Source organism: Paenibacillus sp. GCM10012306 (genome assembly GCF_042649265.1).
Lineage (GTDB): Bacteria > Bacillota > Bacilli > Paenibacillales > Paenibacillaceae > Paenibacillus_AQ.
Window position 1 is genome coordinate 138,902 of sequence record NZ_JBHRYW010000011.1, and the last position, 18,354, is coordinate 157,255.

Below are 18,354 nucleotides of genomic sequence, written 5' to 3' on the forward strand. Positions count from 1 at the left end.
TCACTTCCTGTGGAATCTATCCTCTACATTACACAAAACTAAAACTTTTATCGCGTTTTTTAAGAATTTTACATAAATCTAGCTTCCGTTTTACGTCGTCTTTACCACACTTGCCGATATTGAGTGTACAATTTTTTTTGAACAGAGGAGCTTTACTCCAAATTATACAGTGAAATTGAAAAGATGGAATGGGGTATATACACAATGATTCGTTCGAAGTTTATCGGCGGCTTAAAGCCAGTGTTATTCACACTGCCGGCCATGATTCCGTTCACCGTGTTCTGGCTTGCGCCGCTGTTGTACGTCTTATATCTAAGCTTTACTGAATGGGACTTCATGAGTCCGGAGAAAACCTTTGTCGGGCTCGATAACTACATCAGCCTGCTGACCAACCCTGCTTTTTACCAAGCACTACGGGTTACCGCGTTGTTCTGTGCAGGCACCGTGCTTCCGGTCATCGCGATCGGCCTTGGGCTGGCTCTTCTAATGAACAAGAAGCTGAAGGGTTCCGCAATTTATCAGGTTCTGTTGTTCTCGCCTTGGGTGACTCCAACGGTGGCCGTATCCATCGTCTGGTCGTGGATCTATGAACCGGAGATCGGCCTCGCCAATACAATCCTAAGCTTTCTGGGATTCGAAAAGCTCGGCTGGTTACAAGATCCAACCTGGGCGCTTTTCGGCGTAATGCTCGTCACCATCTGGAAATCTGTCGGCTGGGCGATGATCTTTTATCTGGTAGCTTTGCGCAATGTACCTAACGATCTTATGGAGGCAGCTGATCTGGACGGAGCAAATCCTGTTCATAAGTTCATCCGCATTACGCTCCCGCTGATCTCGCCGACTACCCTGTTCCTGTTTATCGTTCAACTTATTCAGGCGTTGCAGGCTTACGACCAGATTAACGTACTGACACAAGGTGGACCGTCTGGTTCCACGCGTACCCTGCTATACATGTATTACCAGTCCGCTTTCGAATCGTTCCAGATCGGGGAAGCCTCCTCTATAGCCATGACGCTTGTCTTTATATGTATGCTGCTATCCTTGCTGTCCGTTATTTTCAGCAGCCGGAACACTCACTACTAAATAACGAAACTAGCCATCTAGGAGGGCTTTATGAGTATTCTTTCAAACATAGGCAAGCTGACACGCCATTTGTTCTTCGCTGCACTTGCTTTAATCATGGCTTTTCCATTCTACTGGATGATTACAAATGCGCTCAAAACCAATGATGAGATCTGGCAATCACCGCCAACGCTATGGCCACAGACACCATTATGGGGCAACTTTGCAGATGCCTGGCATGCAGCACCGTTCTCCCGGTATATGGGCAACAGTATTATCGTAGCTACTTCCATCGTCCTGATCCAAATGTTCAATTCCGGCATGATGGCTTACGCACTTACCCATATGAAATTCCGGCTCAAAGGATTGTTCTCTGGAATCATCCTTTTCGGTTACATGGTTCCTGCCACAGCCGTTTATCTTCCAAGCTATCTGGTTCTGTCCGAGCTTGGCCTGCTCAATTCCTATGCCGGGCTGATTCTGTCCAACTGTGTCAGCGTGTTCTCGATTTTCCTGATTAGACAAGCATTCTTGCAAGTTCCCCATGAACTGGTAGAGGCTGGCGAAGTGGATGGTGCCTCGCATATGCGAATTCTATGGACCATTATCGTTCCGATTGCCCGCTCTTCCTTTGCGGTGCTAGCCCTCATCACGTTCATTGATCAATACAACAACTATTTCTGGCCGACGCTGATCACCAAAGACCCTAACCTCCAGTTAGTATCTGCCGGACTTCGTAGCTTCTTCGTTGAAGGAGGTGCATACGGATTAAAATGGCCGCTGATCATGGCCGCTAGCGCCTTTACAATCGCTCCATTGCTGCTTGTCTTCCTGGTGGCGCAAAAAACTATTATGTCCAGCGTCAACATGACCGCCGGGTCCAGCAAAGGTTAATATTCTTATCACCATAATACTTAATTTGAAGGAGAATGATGATGAACGTTTTGAAAAAAGTATCTGCCGTATCCCTGGTTGCCAGCTTTGCTCTGCTCACCGCCTGTGGTGGAAACAATGGAAACACTGCGAACTCTGCAAACACCGCTGGCAAAACAAACGAAGCTGCTACTGAAACGGCCGCTCCGGCTTCTTCCGCACCTAGCGCTCCGGTAACGATTGAATTCTGGTACGGACTCGGCGGCAAGCTGGGCGAGAACATGGACAAGCTGATTCAAAAATTCAACGCCTCACAGAAGGAAGTTATCGTTAAGGGAATTGTACAGGGCGACTACACGGAGACCGGACAAAAGCTACAGGCCGCCATTGCAACCGGACAGGTACCAGCTGCTGTTCTATCCTCCAATGTAGACTGGGCGCGTAAAGGCTACTTCGCTCCAATGGATGATTTGATTGCGCAACTGCCTGACTTCAACAAAGAGGATTTTGTACAGACTTTCCTTTCTCAAGGACAAGTGGACGGCAAGCAGTATTTCCTGCCAATGTACGGAACTACACAAGTGATGTACTACCGTAAGGATGCTTTCGAGAAGAACGGGATTGAGGCCGATAAACTGAAGACTTGGGAAGACCTCGCAGCAGCAGCTGAGAAAATGGCTGTCAAAGACGGTGGCAAAACTTCCTTCTATGGCTGGGAGCCAATGTGGGGTTACGAAAATATGTATGATGCGGTGCTGAGCAAGGGTGGAAGTGTCCTTAGTGAAGATGGAAAAACAGTAACAGTCGATTCTCCGGAATGGGTAGAGACTTGGGATTCTTTCCGCAAATGGATTCATGAAGATAAAATCATGCGCATTCACTCCGGCGGTCAAGGCTGGGAGTACTGGTACAAAACAATTGACGATGTTATGAAGGGCCAAGCTGCAGGCTACACCGGTTCCAGCGGTGACCAAGGAGATCTGGACTTTGGTGTCGTAGCTGCTATGGAACAACCAGGCTGGGCCGGCGTTGGCGAAGGCAAACCTGTCGCTCAAGCCTTGATGGCCGGTATTCCTGCCAAAGCCAGCGACGAGCAAAAGCAAGCAGCGATGAAATGGCTGGCTTACTTCACTAATTCCGAGAACACAGCGTTCTGGTCAATCCAGACTGGATACATCTCTGTTCGTCAATCCGCACTCCAAGATCCAGAATTCGTGAAGTTCAGCGAGAGCAATCCACAGATCAAGATTCCGCTTATGCAAGCAGCACATGGTTCCGCACCATTCCAGGACCCAACTGGCGGCAAGATCACGGATGCGCTGAAAATTGCAGCTGACAAGGTAGAAATCCAGAACATTCCTGCTGCAGAGGCACTTCAAGAAGCTAAGAAAACCGCTCAAGCGGCTTTGGATAAATTGAAATAAAGGTGGCTAATCGTAATGTCTGAGCTTATTACTCCGCAAGGGCGTCAAGCTGTAACTGCTATCCTGTTCGACAAGGACGGGACCTTGCTGGAATTCGTATCTCTCTGGGGAGTCTGGGCCAAGTGCCTGCTGGAGCGTTTTGACGCACATCTGGGCAGCCGCCAGCTCATGCTCAAGCCGGAGACTATCCCATCCCTGTTCGGTACCGTCTACAATGAGGGCGGAAGCATCACGGATTATGATCGCAATGGACCGCTCGCCATGGGCACGATGGCTGACCTCTACGCCATCCTCGCCTGGCAGGGCTACCTGCAGGGTCTATCCTGGGCTGAGACGATGGAGATCGTTGATCTGTGCCGGAAGGAAGCGGACGCCATGATGGACGAGATGCGGCCAGTGGTTTCCCTGCCGGGGCTGGAACGCTTTCTGGAGGAGGTCCGCAGCCATGGTTTGCCTATGGCCGTGGTCACCGCCGATGAGACCGATGCGGCAGAGAAGCATCTGCGCTGGCTCGGCATCCGTGATTACTTCTCCGAGGTGATCGGAACCGATCAGGTAGAGCGCGGGAAGCCATTCCCGGATATGGTTCAGCTGGCTTGTAGCAAGCTTGGTATTGACCCTTCCGGGGTAGTGGTGATCGGAGATACGAACGGCGATATGAGAATGGCCAAGGCGGCGGGAGCCGCCCTGGCTATCGGGCTCCCGGGTTCAGCTTCGGATGATGAGGCAACCATCCTGCTGCCTGATGCCGATGTCATCGTACGTACCTACGAAGAACTGAGTATCGGAAGACACGGGAAATGAAGCCGGAAGGAACATGGGCCTGGATCTTTTTGGCCATGGCCATTGTCTTCGAGCTATCCGGCACCATTTCGATGAAAGCCTCTCAGGGGTTCTCCCGTTTGTTGCCTTCTGTGCTTATGTTTCTGTTCTATGCGATCAGCTTTACATCACTTAATTACGCCCTTACCTCTATCAAGGTGGGGATGGCATACGCCATATGGTCGGGAGCCGGAATCATACTGATCTCCGTAGCAGGCATCTTCCTCTTCAAAGAACGGATGCCCATGTCTTCCCTGCTCTGGATTGCCGTCATCGTTGTGGGGATCGTCGGACTTAATCTTAGCGACAAAAGCCACTAAGTGCTTCCGCGTCCCCTTCATATTATTCCAGGAGGTGCCTGTTCCACATGAACATGAATTCTGCAGAAGTGGCAAAACCTCTTGCCAGCTTTCAGATCATTACAGATACACACGTCACTGCCGATCCTAATCATGAGTATAATCTTAACTTCGGACAGGCTTTGCTCGATATTGCCGCCCATTCTGAGGGCAGCAGCGGCATCATGCATATCGGGGATGTCACAGACCACGGATTCCCTGAGGAGTATGAGGAAGTACGCCGCATCCTGAACTTGCACCAAGCAGGACTGCCAACTGTCCGCTTCACCCTTGGTAACCATGATGTCGGTCTGGGTGACTGGCATTCACGCCTGGCGATGTATGCCTCCCGGACAGGAATGCCTGGCCCCTATCACGATCACTGGATAGACGGCTACCACTTTATCTTTATCGGTACGGAAGAGAATCTACCGCTCTTCTGCGAACTTTCCAAGGAGCAGCTTCAATGGCTGGATCTGAAACTCGGCGAAGAAGCTGCACCGGATAAGCCGGTCTTCCTATTCCTCCATCAGCCACTTAAAGATACTGTGGCCGGCTCACTAGAGTCCCAGGAGTGGTACGGTGTGACTCAGGATCAGGAATTACGGGACATTCTTTCCAAACATCCGCAGACCCTGCTGTTCACAGGGCATACCCATTGGGAACTGGAAGTGGACAATACGATGTATCCAGGCCATGGGGAGACCGCGACGATGTTCAATGCTGCATCGGTTGCCTACCTCTGGACGAACGAAGATGAGCGCAAAGAGGGAAGCCAAGGCTTCTATGTGGAAATCTACAGCGATAAAGTGCTGGTACGGGGCCGCGACTTCAAGAACGGAACCTGGATTCTCTCGGCACAATACGAGGTAGCCTTGCCTGCTGTGAGAGTGTAGCACTCTACTGTCCCTCTAATTCAAATATGATCATACAAAAAAAACGATTGCTAGCAGGACGTAAAGCCTTGCAGAGCAATCGTTTTTTTGAAGTCTTTTTAGCTAATCCTAACCCTTAGTTATATCTTAACGCTGCACAGGCTCAACTCGATAGCTGGCAGTCTCGCCATTCGCAGCTCCATTTCCTTCATGAATCTCCCAACCGAAGGATAGAACCCCTTCCAGCCGATCTTTCTCGGCTGCCGTCAACGATACCTCTACATATTCCTTACCAGGCTCAAGTTCCAGCACAGGCTCTTTGCCCAGGGCAACGAAAATCCAGCTGCGAACACCGCGAAGGGTATTGTATTTAATCTGATAACCTTCCCGTACCGCCCGCTCGAAGAATTCGGGTTGCTCAGCCTGCAGCGCTGTAAGCCGCTTATAATCAAAGTGGAACTCACTCTCGTCCACAGGCAGCTCACCTGCAGCGACTTTGCTCAATAGCTCATCATCAGACCAGCCCAAGGTACGCAGCGATTCCAGGATTAGGGCATCCCACTGGGACAGCTTCACTTTGTTCAGATTCTCCGACATCTTTCATTCCTCCCATTCTCAGGTACAACGGTTTAGAAATCAGCCAAGAAATGGCCAGGACTTACTTCACGGAGCTCGGGATTCCCCTCACCGCCGCGCTTTGCCGTATAACTGTTCTGGCTCAGTCGTTGACCGGCCTTCTTCGGATCTGGCTCCAAGATGGAAGACAATAGCGCTTGTGTATATGGATGAAGCGGATTCTCGTACAATTCATCACTTTCGGCAACCTCGACCAAACGGCCGGCGTACATCACTCCGATGCGATCAGAAATATGCCGCACCATCGACAGATCGTGCGCGATGAAGAGATAGGTCAGTCCGAACTCAGCCTGCAAATCCTCCAGCATGTTCACAACCTGGGCCTGAACGGAAACGTCCAGCGCGGAGATCGGCTCGTCGCAGACGACAAATTCCGGCCTTACTGACAAAGCTCTGGCAATGGAGATCCGCTGACGTTGCCCGCCGCTGAACTCATGCGGGAAGCGGTACAAATGCTCTCGCTTAAGTCCTACCTTCTCCAGCAATGCCGCAATGATTTCCTTGCGATCTTCGCCCTGGTGGATGCCGTGAATCTTCATCGGCTCGCTGATCAGATCCAGTACATTCAAACCGGGATTCAGCGAAGAATACGGGTCTTGGAAAATCGACTGGATGCGTCTGCGAAACGGCTTCAGCTTCTTCTCGCCCAGTCCACCGATTAGCTGACCATCAAAGGACACTTCTCCGTCCGTATAATCGTACAGACGAAGTAGACAGCGCCCTACTGTCGACTTGCCGCTTCCCGATTCGCCAACAAGACCAAAGGTCTCACCCTTACGGATCTGGAAGCTGACGCCATCCACCGCCTTCAGCACATCCGTATCGCGTCCCCAGATGTCTTTACCTTTGGAGAAATGCTTCTTGAGATTCTTCACGTCGACCAATATTTTGCTCTCACTCAAGCGAACGTCCCTCCTTCCACACCTACGGATACCTCACCATCAGCCAGCCAACACATCGAGCGATGTCCAGGAGACAGTTCGAATACCGGTGGCCGCTCCGCGCAGCGAGCGAACGCATGCGGGCAACGGTCCATGAACGGGCAGCCGGGCGGAGGATTCAGCAGATCCGGCGGTGAGCCTTCGATCGGCACCAGGCGTTCCTTTGACTTGCCCCCATTCTTCGGAATAGAGCGCAGTAAGCCTTTGGTGTAAGGATGCTGCGGACGGTAAAAGATGTCCTCCACCGTGCCCTCTTCCATGATCAGTCCGCCATACATGACAATGACCCGGGTGCAGACTTGGGCCACTACGCCCAAATCATGGGTTATTAGCGCGACTGCGGTATGCGAATTACCCTTCAGTTCCTTGAACAGATCTAGAATTTGCGCCTGGATGGTCGCATCCAGCGCCGTTGTCGGCTCATCCGCAATCAAAAGCTCTGGCTGGCAGGAAAGCGCCATCGCAATCATCACCCGTTGCCGCATCCCGCCGCTGAACTCATGCGGATATTGCTGTAAGCGCTGCTCGGGCTGACTGATCCCGACCTGACGCAGCATATTAGCCGCTTCCGCCAGCGCTGCTTCTTTATTTAATCCGCGGTGTCTGCGGATCACTTCCGTCAATTGCTGACCGATTCTTTTGACCGGATTCAGCGAGGTCATCGGGTCTTGAAAGACCATCGCGATCTGATTGCCGCGCAGTTTTCTCCACTGCTTCTCGGGCAGCTTCAGGAGGTTCTCACCGCGGAAGTTGATATTCCCCGAGGTGATTTTGCCAGGTGGTGTGATCAAAGACATAATTGCCTTGGCTGTCACGCTCTTGCCGCTGCCGGACTCGCCGACAATACCCACGGTCTCCCCGGCATCAATATGAAAGCTAACACCGCGCACGGCCTGATTCTCTCCATCCCGCGTGGAGAACGAAACCTTCAAATCTTCAATAGACAGTAGACGTTCCGTCATGATGTCTCCACACTCCTATCTCTTGATCAGCTTCGGTTCAAAGCCAACCCGCAAAATATCGCCCAGTATATTAAAGCTCAGTACGGTCAAAAGGATCAGCAGACCCGGGAACACCGCCAAATATGGCGCCTGCGCGATATACCCCTGCGCATTGTTCAGCATGCTGCCCCATGTGGCATTCGGAGGCTGTACCCCAAAGCCCAAAAAGCTTAAGGAAGACTCCATCATAATCGCCGAAGCGATGTTATTCGTAGCCCCTACAATGATGACCGGGATCAAGCCCGGCATAATATGCTTCAAGATGATGCCGAATGCACTTTGACCCGAGGCCTTGGCGTAAAGTACAAATTCCCGTTCCTTCAGGGTCATCGTCTCTGCCCGGATGACCCGGGCGATATGCATCCACATCAGTAAAGCTATAATGACAATAATATTGCCGACGCTCGGCTTCAAAAATACGCTGAGCAGCAACAGGATTAGAAAGGTCGGTATCGACAATATTACATCCAGCATGCGCATCAGGAGGTTATCCAGCCAACCGCCGAAGTAACCGCTGATTACACCTACCGTGACGCCAATGCCAGTCGCGATAATCATGGCAGTGAAGCCAACTAACAAGGATACACGGCCCCCGTACAGTGCTCTGGCGAAATAATCACGCCCGAAATCATCGGTTCCGAACCAATGCTCTGCACCGGGTGGGGTCAAACGTGCCATTACATTCAGCGCATTCGGATCATGACCGGATAAGAACGCGAAGATCGAGGCAAGCGTGAACAGGATCAGAAGGATAAGGGCAGCGACACCCATACCGTTTCCCAGCAGCTCACTTCCGACATTTTTCCATTTACTGCGATTCATGAGGTCACCTCGTTAGTTTAATTCGCGGATCCACGAAGCTGTACAGGATATCCGCCGCCAGATTGCCTATAATCAGCATCAGAGAAGAGAATAAAGTGATACCCATAATAACAGGATAATCCATCCCTCGTACTGCAGTCATACCTAGAGAGCCAATGCCGGGCCAGGAGAATACCGTCTCCGTAACAATCGCTCCGGCTACAAGATCACCCATAGACATCCCGAGCAGCGTAATTACGGGTAGCAGTACATGCTTCATGACATGGCGGAACAGCACTGTAGTCTTCGAAGCTCCGAAGGCATATTGAATCTGCACGTACTCTTCTTTTAGCTGACCAATTGTACTAGAACGAATATACCGCACGTAACTGGTCAGGAATCCAAAAGCCAGCACCGTACAAGGCAGAATTCCATGCTTAAAGACATCTGCCGCCGACTCCACGCCAATAGTACGCATCCCCATACTAGGAAGCCAATGAAGCTTGATCGCGAATAAATAAATCATCAGAATAGCCAGCCAGAAGAGCGGCACGGAAATCCCGATATACGAAATAAAGTTAATCAGCTTATCCACCCAGCGGTTACGGTTCGCTCCGGCCAGAAGGCCGAGCGGAATTGCGAGCAGCACGGCCAGAGCAATGGCGCTTCCCATCAAACCGGCTGTAGCCGGCAGGCGCTCCAAAATCTGGTCCAGCACCGGTTGGTGGTTGATCAGTGAATAACCAAGATTACCTCGCAGTAATTCTTTAAGCCAGATGAAATATTGAATGTAGGCCGGCTTGTCCAGTCCCAAATTATGCCGGACACGCTCAATGTCCTCAGCATGCATATTCGGGGTGACGAAGGAAAGCACCGGGTCTCCCGGCGCCAGCTTGATCATGAAAAAGCATACCACTGATACGAAGAACAATAGCGGTACAGTTTGCAGCAATCTACGGACGATGAGTTGTCTCATACGTAAACTCTCCCAGCTCATATCGGCAAAAAAATAAGCTGGATTAACCAGCTTATTTTTTCCCGTTCTTATTTAAGGTAGATTTTAGACAAATCTTCAAAAATAACGACAGGCTTCAATACTGCTTCTTCAATGCCACCATATTGTTTAGAGACAGCTACGATGGTCTTGGTATACGCAATAGGGTAGATCGGCGCATCTTCAGCTACGATCTCCTGTGCTTTTTTGTAAATCTCTCCGCGCTTAGCAGCGTCAGCTTCACCAGCACCTGCTTCAAACAATTTGTCTACTTCAGGATTGTTATAATGCGAGTAATTGGAATTCCCGGTAGAGGTGTACAGAATACTGTATGCATCCGGGTCATAACCCATGATATATCCAGCCAGAGCAAGTTCAAAGTCTTTAGCGTCCTTATCGATGAATCGTTTGGAGTATGCGGAAGCATCAATGCTTTGCAATTCCACATCCACACCGATCGCTTTCAGCTTTTGTTGCACATACAAGGAAACTGCTTCTTGTACCTTGTTACCGCTCGTTGTCATAAATCTTAGCTTCAAGTTGCTTACACCAGCTTTGTCCAGCAATTCTTTGGCTTTGGCTGCGTCATTATCGTACGAAGTGACGTCATTCGTGAAGAACAGGCCATCCGGTGTCAGGAACGATTTTGCCGGTTCAGCATAATCAGTAGATGTATAGGCTGTCTGGATCAACTCATCGCGGCTCAGTGCCAGGGATAGAGCTTCGCGTACTTCTTTCTTAGCAAGAGCACCTCTGTCGCTGTTGGCGTTGAATAGCAGGTATGCCAGACGTCCTTCGCTGTAAGGCAGAATTTCAAAGTTATTTGTCGCTTGGAATGTAGCTACGTCTTGCGGATCAAGATACTTCACGTTGATCTCGCCGTTTTGCAGCGCAAGGTTCGCACTGTTAGTGTCTTTAGCAATCCGATACGTTACGGAATCCAAATGTGGTTTACCGCCAAAGTAATTATCGAAGCGTTCCAATGTCAGGTACTCACCGGTTTTGTATTCTTTGAATTTGAATGGACCGGAGCCGACTGGAGCGGCGTTTTTAGGGCTCTTCTCGATGTCAGCCTCGTTCTCAAAGATATGCTTTGGAATCGGGCTGATTTGTACCAATGTAGCTTCAAAAGCCGGTGCAACTTGTGGAAGCTTGAACTCAACAGTCAGATCGTCCACCTTAACTGCTTCAATCGGCTTGCCACCGATAATCAGGTTGGATCTCAAAAGGCTGTTCTGCTTCTCGTCCAAAATGCTGTTGATGGTGAACACAACGTCGTCAGCTGTAAGCTTCTCTCCGTCATGCCAAGTCAGTCCGCTCTTCAGCTTCAATGTATAAGTAAGGTTATCTGCGGATGGTGTCAGGCTGTCCGCCAGATAAAAAGTTTTCTTCCCGTCATTCACTTGGAACAATGGTGCATACAGCGCTTGGTCGATAGTCAGGCTGACACGGTCGCCCGCATAGTTCGGGTTCAGGATGACCGGATCGGCAGCCACTCCAATAATTAGATTACCGCCGTCTTTTGGTGCACCATTATCAGCAGGCTGCTGCGTTTCCGCAGGTGCATTACTTGCAGCAGGTGCTGCGTTATTTCCGCCGGAGCATGCACTCACCAGGAGTGTCAATAATATTACACCGATAAAACCAGTTAGTCGTTTACGCATGTTTCTTTCCCCCATATCTCTCTATTGAATCCTCAAGATGTTTTTTTAATTATACATCGGAATACTAGGGATTACAATGGATGTATTTTCACATAAATGTAACAAGAAGGAAATTAGTAACTAAGTGTACTAACCTTACCTTTTGTAACGACACCCTTAGGTTATTGTACATCATTTGCATCAATTTTAAAATACGCTGACCACACCACAACCCTATATTGCTCCATTATTCAGGTTTTAATTAAAGAAAAAAGCGCCTCATGAAAAAAAAGGGTCAACGTTCACGTTTTCTAAATATATTAAACCAAACGCAAAAATGTATTTAGAGAACGGGAGGACCTTATGATCACAATCAGTTTGTGTATGATCGTAAAAAATGAAGAGGATACCTTGGGTCGCTGCCTGAGCTCCGTGGCCGATGTGGTCGATGAGATCATCATTGTCGATACAGGGTCGACAGACGCCACACAAGAGATTGCCCACAAGTATACGGAAAAAGTGTTTGATTTTGAATGGATTCATGATTTTGCTGCCGCCCGCAACCATGCCTTCGCACAAGCGACGAAGGAATATATCCTGTGGCTGGATGCCGACGATGTCTTCAAGGATGTGGACCGTGAACGCCTCCGCGCTCTCAAGAAGTCGCTGGACCCAGCGGTCGATTCCGTAACCATGAATTATCACCTCGCCTTTGATGAACAAGGAAATGTAGTGTCCAGCCTGCGGCGCAACCGGCTGGTCAAGAGAAGCAATGGCTTTCGCTGGATCGGCGCTGTCCATGAATATCTGGAGGTTAACGGGAACATCATCAACAGCGATATCGCCGTTACCCATAGCAGCATTCATCATGACAGCGATCGAAATCTGAATATTTATGAACAGAGGCTGGCTGGTGGGGAACAATTCTCGCCCCGGGACTTATATTACTTTGCCAATGAGCTACTGGACCACAGCCAGTATGAGCGGGCCATCAGCTACTATGGGCAGTTCCTCGCGACGGAGCTTGGCTGGATTGAGGATAACATCGCCGCCTGCGGCAAGTTGGCGGACTGCTACCACGGGCTGAAAGATGAGGACCGGGCGCTGCAAGCCGCACTTCTGTCCTTCCGGTATGATCAGCCGCGCGCGGAATTCTGCTGCCGGATTGGATACCATTTTCTCAATAAAAATAATATCAACGCGGCCATCTTCTGGTATAAGGCAGCCGCTGCAGATCAGCCTTCTGGCGAGCAATGGGGACTGCGCAACCTGGCCTGCTCTACCTGGCTGCCCCACCTTCAGCTCTGCGTCTGCTATGACAGAATCGGCCAGCATCAGCTGGCTTACGCCCATAACGAGGCGGCTCGGACCTACCGTCCCAGTGACGAACGTATACTGTTGAACAAGGCTTATCTGGAGGGCGTCCTGAATCCGCAGCCACAAGCGGAGCCGGAAAACACCCAAGGAGATGACATATGAGCGACAACCAACCTACCCGTGTGCTGCTTGGCAGCCCCATTCATCAGAAAGCGCCTGTATTGCAGCAATTTCTGGAGTCACTCGGCCGCTTGAAGTCAGAAGGAATCCAGCTTGATTTCTTTTTTATCGATGACAATCAGGATGAGCAGTCCACTGAATTACTCAAGATGTTCCAGGGCAGTACAGACAATGTTCTGATTCAACCCTCTGGCTACAATGATGCTTATATCCGAAACGATACCACCCATTTCTGGAATTCTAACCTGGTCTGGAAAGTAGCCACCTTCAAGAACCTTATGATCCAGCGGGCTCAGATCCTGGGCTATGATTATTTATTCTTGCTGGACTCAGATCTAATCCTCCATCCCGATACGCTGAGTCATCTCATCAGCACGGAGAAAGATATTATCTCTGAGGTCTTCTGGACGCAATGGCAGCCGGGCACGATGTTCCAGCCCCAGGTCTGGATGCACGATGAATACAACCAGTGGGATCTTCTACCAGGCGAGCAGTTATCACCTGAAGAGACCAATCGCAGATTCTACGAATTCATTGGCAGACTGCAGGTTCCCGGAGTCTATGAAGTTGGTGGTCTCGGAGCCTGCACGCTCATCAGTAAAGCAGCCGTCATCAGAGGCGTCAGCTATGATCCTGTTAAGAACATCTCTTTCTGGGGAGAGGATCGTCACTTCTGTATTCGCGCCGCAGCGCTTGGCATTCCGCTGTTCGTAGACACGCACTATCCTGCGCTGCACCTCTACAGGGATAGTGATCTCAGCAAAGTTGATGAATTTGTGCAGAGCACATCGGGTGAGGCAGGCACACTACCAGTTAGCGACCCAGAGGCTCCCTCTCCGCAGGAGGATCCCACTGAACCTGGAGACTCCGCAGGATCGGAAAGCTCCACAAGCCCGGATCATTCCGATGGACCGTTAGGCTCTACCGCGCCAGAAGAATCCCAACTTATTGAGCAAGAACCCTCTATTCCAGCCCCCGTGAAGCGGCCCAAGCTGACCTTAGCTATGATTGTTAAGAATGAGGCGAACCGATTTCTACGACAGGTGCTGGAAGAACACCGTAAGTATATCGACGAAGCCGTAATTATCGATGATGGCAGCACGGACGATACGGCAGATATCTGCCTGGAGGTACTGGCAGGCCTTCCTGTCACTCTTGTACGCAATACGGAGTCCAGATTCAGCAATGAATATGAACTGCGCACACAGCTATGGCAGGAAGTAGTCCAAACTGAGCCGGAATGGATCCTCACCCTAGATGCCGATGAAGTGTTCGAGAATAGATTTCCCCAAGAGGTCGACGAATTGCTACGAGCGACAACGTCTGATCTGATCTGCTTCCGGCTCTATGATTTCTGGGATGAGAATCACTATAGAGATGACCAGTATTGGAGTTCCCACCACAGCTTCCGACCATTTCTGCTTCGATACAACAAGGATTTGAACTACACTTGGAAGAATTCACCGCAGCACTGTGGCCGTCTGCCGGAGAACGTGTTCGAAGTGCCCCATCAATTGAGCCTGCTACGTATTAAGCATCTCGGATGGTCCCGGCAGGAATTCCGTCTCCAAAAATTCGCAAGATACATGCACCTTGACCCTGAAGGTCAATATGGGTGGAAGGAACAGTATGTCTCCATCCTCGACGAGCAGCCTCATCTGGTACCTTGGGTGGAATAAACGAGGCAGCTAACTTTGGATGATGGTTACGCTGGGTACAAACTCACTGCAAAAACAAAGGCCAGCCGATCTGGGTTGGCCTTTTCACATGTCTTCGTTCTCCTTAGCTAATATTCACCTACATATCTTTCAAGTTATTCATGATCTAGCATGCTCAAGATTACCCGCCAAAGGTCTCATTCTCACCCTGAATAAACTCCAGGAACTCCAGAATAATCGTAGAGACCGCATCCTCCTCTGGCAAATGAATGAATTTGCTGATCCGCAGAATATCCTCTTCATATAAATTTATAAGCCGCAGCATGGCCTCGGTATTCCTTTGCTTAGCAGCACGCAGCAATTCTAGGATTTCACGGTCCGGGATAATTCCCGGATCATCTTTTGTTTCCATTTATTCACCCCCTGTTGACTGATATTCAGCTGCCGGGCGACCTCGGCTTCCGTCAAATCCTGAAAGTAAAGTTTATCTATAATGATCTTTCCCTGCGGAGGCAACGTGTCGATAAGCTGCCGGACCCAAACTTTCTCTTCTGAGGAAACCGCAAAGCTTTTACCGACAGAGGGATTATCATATAAGGAGCACTCCCGGCTCCTGATTTTTCTGGCTCGATACTGAACTCTCCATCCAATGCGATAAATCTCGCTTTTACATAATTCATAAACCGACGTCTGCTTGTCCACAATTAAGACTCTCCTCTCTGGTGTTGTCTATAGTAGGGAAATTCAAGAGAATTTATTACAACTAAAACAGGAACATTTGTTCTTGTTTATAGTACCATTATTTAACTACATTGTGAAATGATCTGGGAATTCTCTGTTTCAAATGCACTGGTTGAGTGCTTTTTCAAAAAAAATAGATTTCCGGTTGTTATTCTCTATACGGGAGCACCTATATAAGTGAAGGCTATGACAGCCTATCCAACCTAAGGGAGCTGCTATGATGAAAAAAGTGCTGTATGTACCACTGGATGATCGCCCGGTGAACCTGGATGATGTCATTGTCCAAGGAAGATCTGCCGGCATCCATATCATTACACCGAAACTTGACGATATCAGGAACCGGCCGGATTCCGAGAAAACTTCCTCCGGCACCACACTGGATAGTACCTCTTCACCAACCTATGGTCATCCGGCGCATATCCGCCATTTCATTCTGAGCCATGCCGCATCGGTGGATGGCTTTATTATTTCGAGTGATATGCTGGCCTACGGGGGCCTGATCGGTAGCAGACGTCTTCGTACAAACGCTGGCGGGGCTTACCCGGACTATGATGACTCAACAACAAATCTGTTAGATGTTATTCGCCTTGTTAAGCAAGATTACCCGGACAAACCGGTGTTTGTGCTGGATACGATTATGCGACTGGCGACAACAGTGTTTACTGAGGGGCTCACTTTAGACGCCTATAATGAATCGCGTGGGCTTATGCTACAGCCAAGAAGAACTTTGACGGCGTTCGATGATATTTTGGAGGGGTATAACCTGTCCCCGGATTCCTCCTATGGAAATACCATTCATTTTGATAAAGAGCAGTACTATAACACTCGCCAGCACAAATTCAAATCCAACCGCTATATTCTGGAGTCTCTGGCGAAAGAGGGCTATATTGATTTCCTGGCGATTGGTGTGGACGACGCCAATACCCAAGGGGTGCAGATCAATGAGATCAAATACGTGGAAGGACGCATTCAGGCTTGGCTAGGGGGCGGAAGTAACGGTCAAAATCCGGATCGAGCCATCATTCTTCCAGATGCGGATGGATTGGGGCAAGCGCTGGTAGCTCGTATGGCGAACCTGCTATATCGCGGCGGGGCAAAGCCTGGTTATGCTGTACACTATTTCGGCCCCCATGGCTCTACTATTACCAGCGCTTATGAATATATGGATGTGCATCAAAATTTAGAGCGCCACGTGGACATCATCGGCGGCTACATGGTATCGGACGACCCTGCAGTGGAAATCGTCGCGATTACTGCAGCAGATCAACTCCCCGCAGCTCTGAACAGAATCACCGCCAACAGTGAGCAGTGTATTCCGACCATCGTCATTGATTTCGTCGACTTGGGCAAAGGCAATCCTGCAGTGACAGAAGCCCTACTGGGCAATGAACACACAGGCCGTCTTCTGGGATACTGTGCCTGGAATACTGCCGGTAACAAAATGGGGATCGCCCTCGGCATGGGTCAAGCCAGGTATGCCTACCTGGTGACAGAAACGAATGAAACCGCCCTTAAGGCAGCCATGAATGCTCACGGGTCATTGCTATTCAAACGCTTTTTGAAAGACTATTACTATAAAACCGTCGCCATCGTTCTGATCCGAACCTATTCCAGAGATCATTCCTTATATACCAATACTTCAACACTTGCCGATCAGAATATGCTGCTGTTCAACTCACCTGCCGATTATACCCATATGCAAACTGTCCTGCGGGAGCAGATGCAGATCCATACCGCCACTCTTGCTGATAAAGCGGCTTTTCAAGCCAGCAACTCAGCGATTCTCCAAATCTGCGGCTCCGACTGGACTTATGCTGAATATGCCTGCGCGATACTCCCATACGAGAACCCGGACTTTATCTGGGGCCGTGCCTTTGAAATTACGTTAAGTCCAGTCCTGAACCTGGAATAACGTCATTCTTTCCACTCCAAATCCAAATAAAGCAGCCCGCTCCATGAAAAGTGGAACGGGCTGCTGCTCATTATGTCCATGAAAGGATTTTCTCACAACATAGATATGGAGCTTTACGGAACGGAAAAGTGATAACACCTATCGGCTCATATCCGGCGCACCGGTACATCCTGACAGTATCTTTCTATTCGTATTTGGACATCATTCGAGAGAGCTTTGTTACCATCTCACTCACCAATTCTGCTGGTTGTTGGACGGTTGCCTCATGGCCCAGGCCGATCATAAAGTCAGCCAGGAAAGCAAGGTCATGCTTCGGAACCTCTCCTTCCAGCCACCCGGTGTCATCGTCACGGATATGCAGCTTGGAGACCAGCCATAGTTCCGCTTCACATCTCTGAACCCCTGCCTTACCCAGCTCGACAAACAGTGGTATGGTCTCCGTCTCCTTGTGCAATACTTCCTTCCGGTTGCCCAAATGGACATCCCGCAAATCCATCGGTGCAAGGCCAGAAGTATCCAAATCCACGGAGTACATTCTATCGCAGCGGAAGACCCTAATGCCCTCACGGAGAAAACAATACGCGGGACAGTACCATAAGCCATTATGGGCATAGACTCCTATGGGCTGGATCTGCCGCTGCGAATGTTCTCCCTTCGCTTCATATTCAATGGTCATCACCCGCTGCCTGATCGCTCCTTCCAGCAGCATAGATAGATAAGGGGACTCTGTTTGCCGCACAGGGGTCACAAGATCGAAGCGATTCTTCACCTGGTCAATACGGTCTCGCACCTCGCTGGACATGTGGTGGTAGAACTTCTGAAGCGCTGACGCAGACTCCTCCTTAAAGGGTAACGAAGTATAGTGACGCAAGGCATGGCTGGCAAAAAACAGGGCAACTGCTTCCTCCTCCGTAAAGGCAATGGGCGGAAGAATGCTTTCTCTCAACACTTGATAACCACCGTGTGGCCCCACTTCTGAATACAGAGGAACACCCAGCTCGCTAAGCTCCTGCAGATCCCGCAGGATGGTCCTTGTAGAGACTTGGAATTCCTCGGCGAGTTCCTTGACGGTAAATCTCCGTTTCCGGTTGACGGTCATCATTAGCTCCAGTAGCCGTTTTGATTTTGGCATATGA

Annotated in this window: 18 protein-coding genes; 9 read left to right on the plus strand and 9 right to left on the minus strand. The window is 49.8% G+C overall.

What is annotated here, in order from left to right; genetic code table 11:
- The first annotated feature begins 183 nt into the window (after positions 1–183).
- Genes ACFORK_RS22100 through ACFORK_RS22125 form a run of 6 tightly spaced genes read left to right on the plus strand, consistent with a single transcriptional unit; the run spans position 184 to position 5,415 of the window.
- A complete protein-coding gene (locus ACFORK_RS22100; protein WP_379203069.1) occupies positions 184–1,083 on the plus strand; it encodes a carbohydrate ABC transporter permease in 900 nt (299 codons plus the stop codon).
- A 30-nt stretch (positions 1,084–1,113) separates the two neighbouring features.
- The gene (locus ACFORK_RS22105) at positions 1,114–1,956 is read left to right on the plus strand and encodes a carbohydrate ABC transporter permease (protein ID WP_379203071.1); all 843 of its coding nucleotides are present in this window, start codon (positions 1,114–1,116) and stop codon (positions 1,954–1,956) included.
- Between the two features lie 41 nt (positions 1,957–1,997).
- A complete protein-coding gene (locus ACFORK_RS22110) occupies positions 1,998–3,359 on the plus strand; it encodes an ABC transporter substrate-binding protein (protein ID WP_379203073.1) in 1,362 nt (453 codons plus the stop codon).
- Between the two features lie 15 nt (positions 3,360–3,374).
- Complete coding sequence (locus ACFORK_RS22115) at positions 3,375–4,163, plus strand: HAD family hydrolase (RefSeq protein ID WP_379203075.1); 789 nt, start codon at positions 3,375–3,377, stop codon at positions 4,161–4,163.
- Positions 4,160–4,501 carry a DMT family transporter gene (locus tag ACFORK_RS22120; protein WP_379203077.1) on the plus strand — a complete coding sequence of 114 codons (342 nt, stop codon included), beginning with the start codon at positions 4,160–4,162 and terminating at the stop codon, positions 4,499–4,501. Before ACFORK_RS22115 ends, ACFORK_RS22120 begins: the two co-directional genes overlap by 4 nt.
- A gap of 47 nt (positions 4,502–4,548) precedes the next feature.
- Positions 4,549–5,415, plus strand: a complete 867-nt coding sequence (locus tag ACFORK_RS22125; protein WP_379203079.1) for a metallophosphoesterase family protein — start codon at positions 4,549–4,551, stop codon at positions 5,413–5,415.
- 126 nt (positions 5,416–5,541) lie between these two features.
- On the opposite strand, the gene ACFORK_RS22130 is transcribed toward ACFORK_RS22125, so the two are convergent.
- The 6 genes from ACFORK_RS22130 to ACFORK_RS22155 all read right to left on the minus strand — a co-directional run bounded on the left by ACFORK_RS22130 (position 5,542) and on the right by ACFORK_RS22155 (position 11,431).
- A complete protein-coding gene (locus ACFORK_RS22130; RefSeq protein ID WP_379203081.1) occupies positions 5,542–5,991 on the minus strand; it encodes a hypothetical protein in 450 nt (149 codons plus the stop codon).
- 32 nt (positions 5,992–6,023) lie between these two features.
- Positions 6,024–6,932 carry an ABC transporter ATP-binding protein gene (locus tag ACFORK_RS22135; protein WP_379203083.1) on the minus strand — a complete coding sequence of 303 codons (909 nt, stop codon included), beginning with the start codon at positions 6,930–6,932 and terminating at the stop codon, positions 6,024–6,026.
- Positions 6,929–7,933, minus strand: coding sequence for an ABC transporter ATP-binding protein (locus ACFORK_RS22140; protein ID WP_379203085.1), 1,005 nt, complete (start codon positions 7,931–7,933; stop codon positions 6,929–6,931). The genes ACFORK_RS22135 and ACFORK_RS22140 overlap by 4 nt, the downstream gene beginning before the upstream one ends.
- 15 nt (positions 7,934–7,948) lie before the next feature.
- On the minus strand, positions 7,949–8,794 hold the full coding sequence (locus tag ACFORK_RS22145) for an ABC transporter permease (RefSeq protein WP_379203087.1): 846 nt from the start codon (positions 8,792–8,794) through the stop codon (positions 7,949–7,951).
- A 4-nt stretch (positions 8,795–8,798) separates the two neighbouring features.
- Positions 8,799–9,749 carry an ABC transporter permease gene (locus ACFORK_RS22150; RefSeq protein ID WP_379203089.1) on the minus strand — a complete coding sequence of 317 codons (951 nt, stop codon included), beginning with the start codon at positions 9,747–9,749 and terminating at the stop codon, positions 8,799–8,801.
- Between the two features lie 68 nt (positions 9,750–9,817).
- Positions 9,818–11,431, minus strand: coding sequence for an ABC transporter substrate-binding protein (locus tag ACFORK_RS22155; RefSeq protein ID WP_379203091.1), 1,614 nt, complete (start codon positions 11,429–11,431; stop codon positions 9,818–9,820).
- A gap of 342 nt (positions 11,432–11,773) precedes the next feature.
- Between ACFORK_RS22155 and ACFORK_RS22160 the strand changes: the two genes are divergently transcribed.
- Positions 11,774–12,889, plus strand: coding sequence for a tetratricopeptide repeat-containing glycosyltransferase family 2 protein (locus ACFORK_RS22160; RefSeq protein ID WP_379203093.1), 1,116 nt, complete (start codon positions 11,774–11,776; stop codon positions 12,887–12,889).
- Positions 12,886–14,586 carry a glycosyltransferase family 2 protein gene (locus tag ACFORK_RS22165; RefSeq protein ID WP_379203095.1) on the plus strand — a complete coding sequence of 567 codons (1,701 nt, stop codon included), beginning with the start codon at positions 12,886–12,888 and terminating at the stop codon, positions 14,584–14,586. The genes ACFORK_RS22160 and ACFORK_RS22165 overlap by 4 nt, the downstream gene beginning before the upstream one ends.
- A gap of 160 nt (positions 14,587–14,746) precedes the next feature.
- Here the strand turns inward: ACFORK_RS22165 and ACFORK_RS22170 are convergent, their stop codons facing one another.
- Both ACFORK_RS22170 and ACFORK_RS22175 read right to left on the minus strand, forming a co-directional pair.
- Positions 14,747–14,977 carry a hypothetical protein gene (locus ACFORK_RS22170; RefSeq protein ID WP_379203097.1) on the minus strand — a complete coding sequence of 77 codons (231 nt, stop codon included), beginning with the start codon at positions 14,975–14,977 and terminating at the stop codon, positions 14,747–14,749.
- Entirely contained in the window at positions 14,929–15,267 is a 339-nt protein-coding gene (locus ACFORK_RS22175; RefSeq protein ID WP_379203099.1) for a sigma-70 family RNA polymerase sigma factor, read from the minus strand. Before ACFORK_RS22175 ends, ACFORK_RS22170 begins: the two co-directional genes overlap by 49 nt.
- Positions 15,268–15,526: 259 nt before the next feature.
- On the opposite strand from ACFORK_RS22175, the gene ACFORK_RS22180 reads away from it, so the two are divergent.
- The gene (locus ACFORK_RS22180; RefSeq protein ID WP_379203101.1) at positions 15,527–17,218 is read left to right on the plus strand and encodes a DUF4127 family protein; all 1,692 of its coding nucleotides are present in this window, start codon (positions 15,527–15,529) and stop codon (positions 17,216–17,218) included.
- 184 nt (positions 17,219–17,402) lie between these two features.
- On the opposite strand, the gene ACFORK_RS22185 is transcribed toward ACFORK_RS22180, so the two are convergent.
- Positions 17,403–18,350, minus strand: a complete 948-nt coding sequence (locus ACFORK_RS22185) for a helix-turn-helix transcriptional regulator (protein WP_379203103.1) — start codon at positions 18,348–18,350, stop codon at positions 17,403–17,405.
- Between the last annotated feature and the right edge of the window lie 4 nt (positions 18,351–18,354).

Coding starts and splice junctions, on each gene's coding strand:
- ACFORK_RS22100 (WP_379203069.1), top strand. CDS start 184: ATGGAATGGGGTATATACACAATGATTCGTTCGAAGTTTATCGGCGGC.
- ACFORK_RS22105 (WP_379203071.1), top strand. CDS start 1,114: ATGAGTATTCTTTCAAACATAGGCAAGCTGACACGCCATTTGTTCTTC.
- ACFORK_RS22110 (WP_379203073.1), top strand. CDS start 1,998: ATGAACGTTTTGAAAAAAGTATCTGCCGTATCCCTGGTTGCCAGCTTT.
- ACFORK_RS22115 (WP_379203075.1), top strand. CDS start 3,375: ATGTCTGAGCTTATTACTCCGCAAGGGCGTCAAGCTGTAACTGCTATC.
- ACFORK_RS22120 (WP_379203077.1), top strand. CDS start 4,160: ATGAAGCCGGAAGGAACATGGGCCTGGATCTTTTTGGCCATGGCCATT.
- ACFORK_RS22125 (WP_379203079.1), top strand. CDS start 4,549: ATGAACATGAATTCTGCAGAAGTGGCAAAACCTCTTGCCAGCTTTCAG.
- ACFORK_RS22130 (WP_379203081.1), bottom strand. CDS start 5,991: ATGTCGGAGAATCTGAACAAAGTGAAGCTGTCCCAGTGGGATGCCCTA.
- ACFORK_RS22140 (WP_379203085.1), bottom strand. CDS start 7,933: ATGACGGAACGTCTACTGTCTATTGAAGATTTGAAGGTTTCGTTCTCC.
- ACFORK_RS22145 (WP_379203087.1), bottom strand. CDS start 8,794: ATGAATCGCAGTAAATGGAAAAATGTCGGAAGTGAGCTGCTGGGAAAC.
- ACFORK_RS22150 (WP_379203089.1), bottom strand. CDS start 9,749: ATGAGACAACTCATCGTCCGTAGATTGCTGCAAACTGTACCGCTATTG.
- ACFORK_RS22155 (WP_379203091.1), bottom strand. CDS start 11,431: ATGCGTAAACGACTAACTGGTTTTATCGGTGTAATATTATTGACACTC.
- ACFORK_RS22160 (WP_379203093.1), top strand. CDS start 11,774: ATGATCACAATCAGTTTGTGTATGATCGTAAAAAATGAAGAGGATACC.
- ACFORK_RS22165 (WP_379203095.1), top strand. CDS start 12,886: ATGAGCGACAACCAACCTACCCGTGTGCTGCTTGGCAGCCCCATTCAT.
- ACFORK_RS22170 (WP_379203097.1), bottom strand. CDS start 14,977: ATGGAAACAAAAGATGATCCGGGAATTATCCCGGACCGTGAAATCCTA.
- ACFORK_RS22180 (WP_379203101.1), top strand. CDS start 15,527: ATGAAAAAAGTGCTGTATGTACCACTGGATGATCGCCCGGTGAACCTG.
- ACFORK_RS22185 (WP_379203103.1), bottom strand. CDS start 18,350: ATGCCAAAATCAAAACGGCTACTGGAGCTAATGATGACCGTCAACCGG.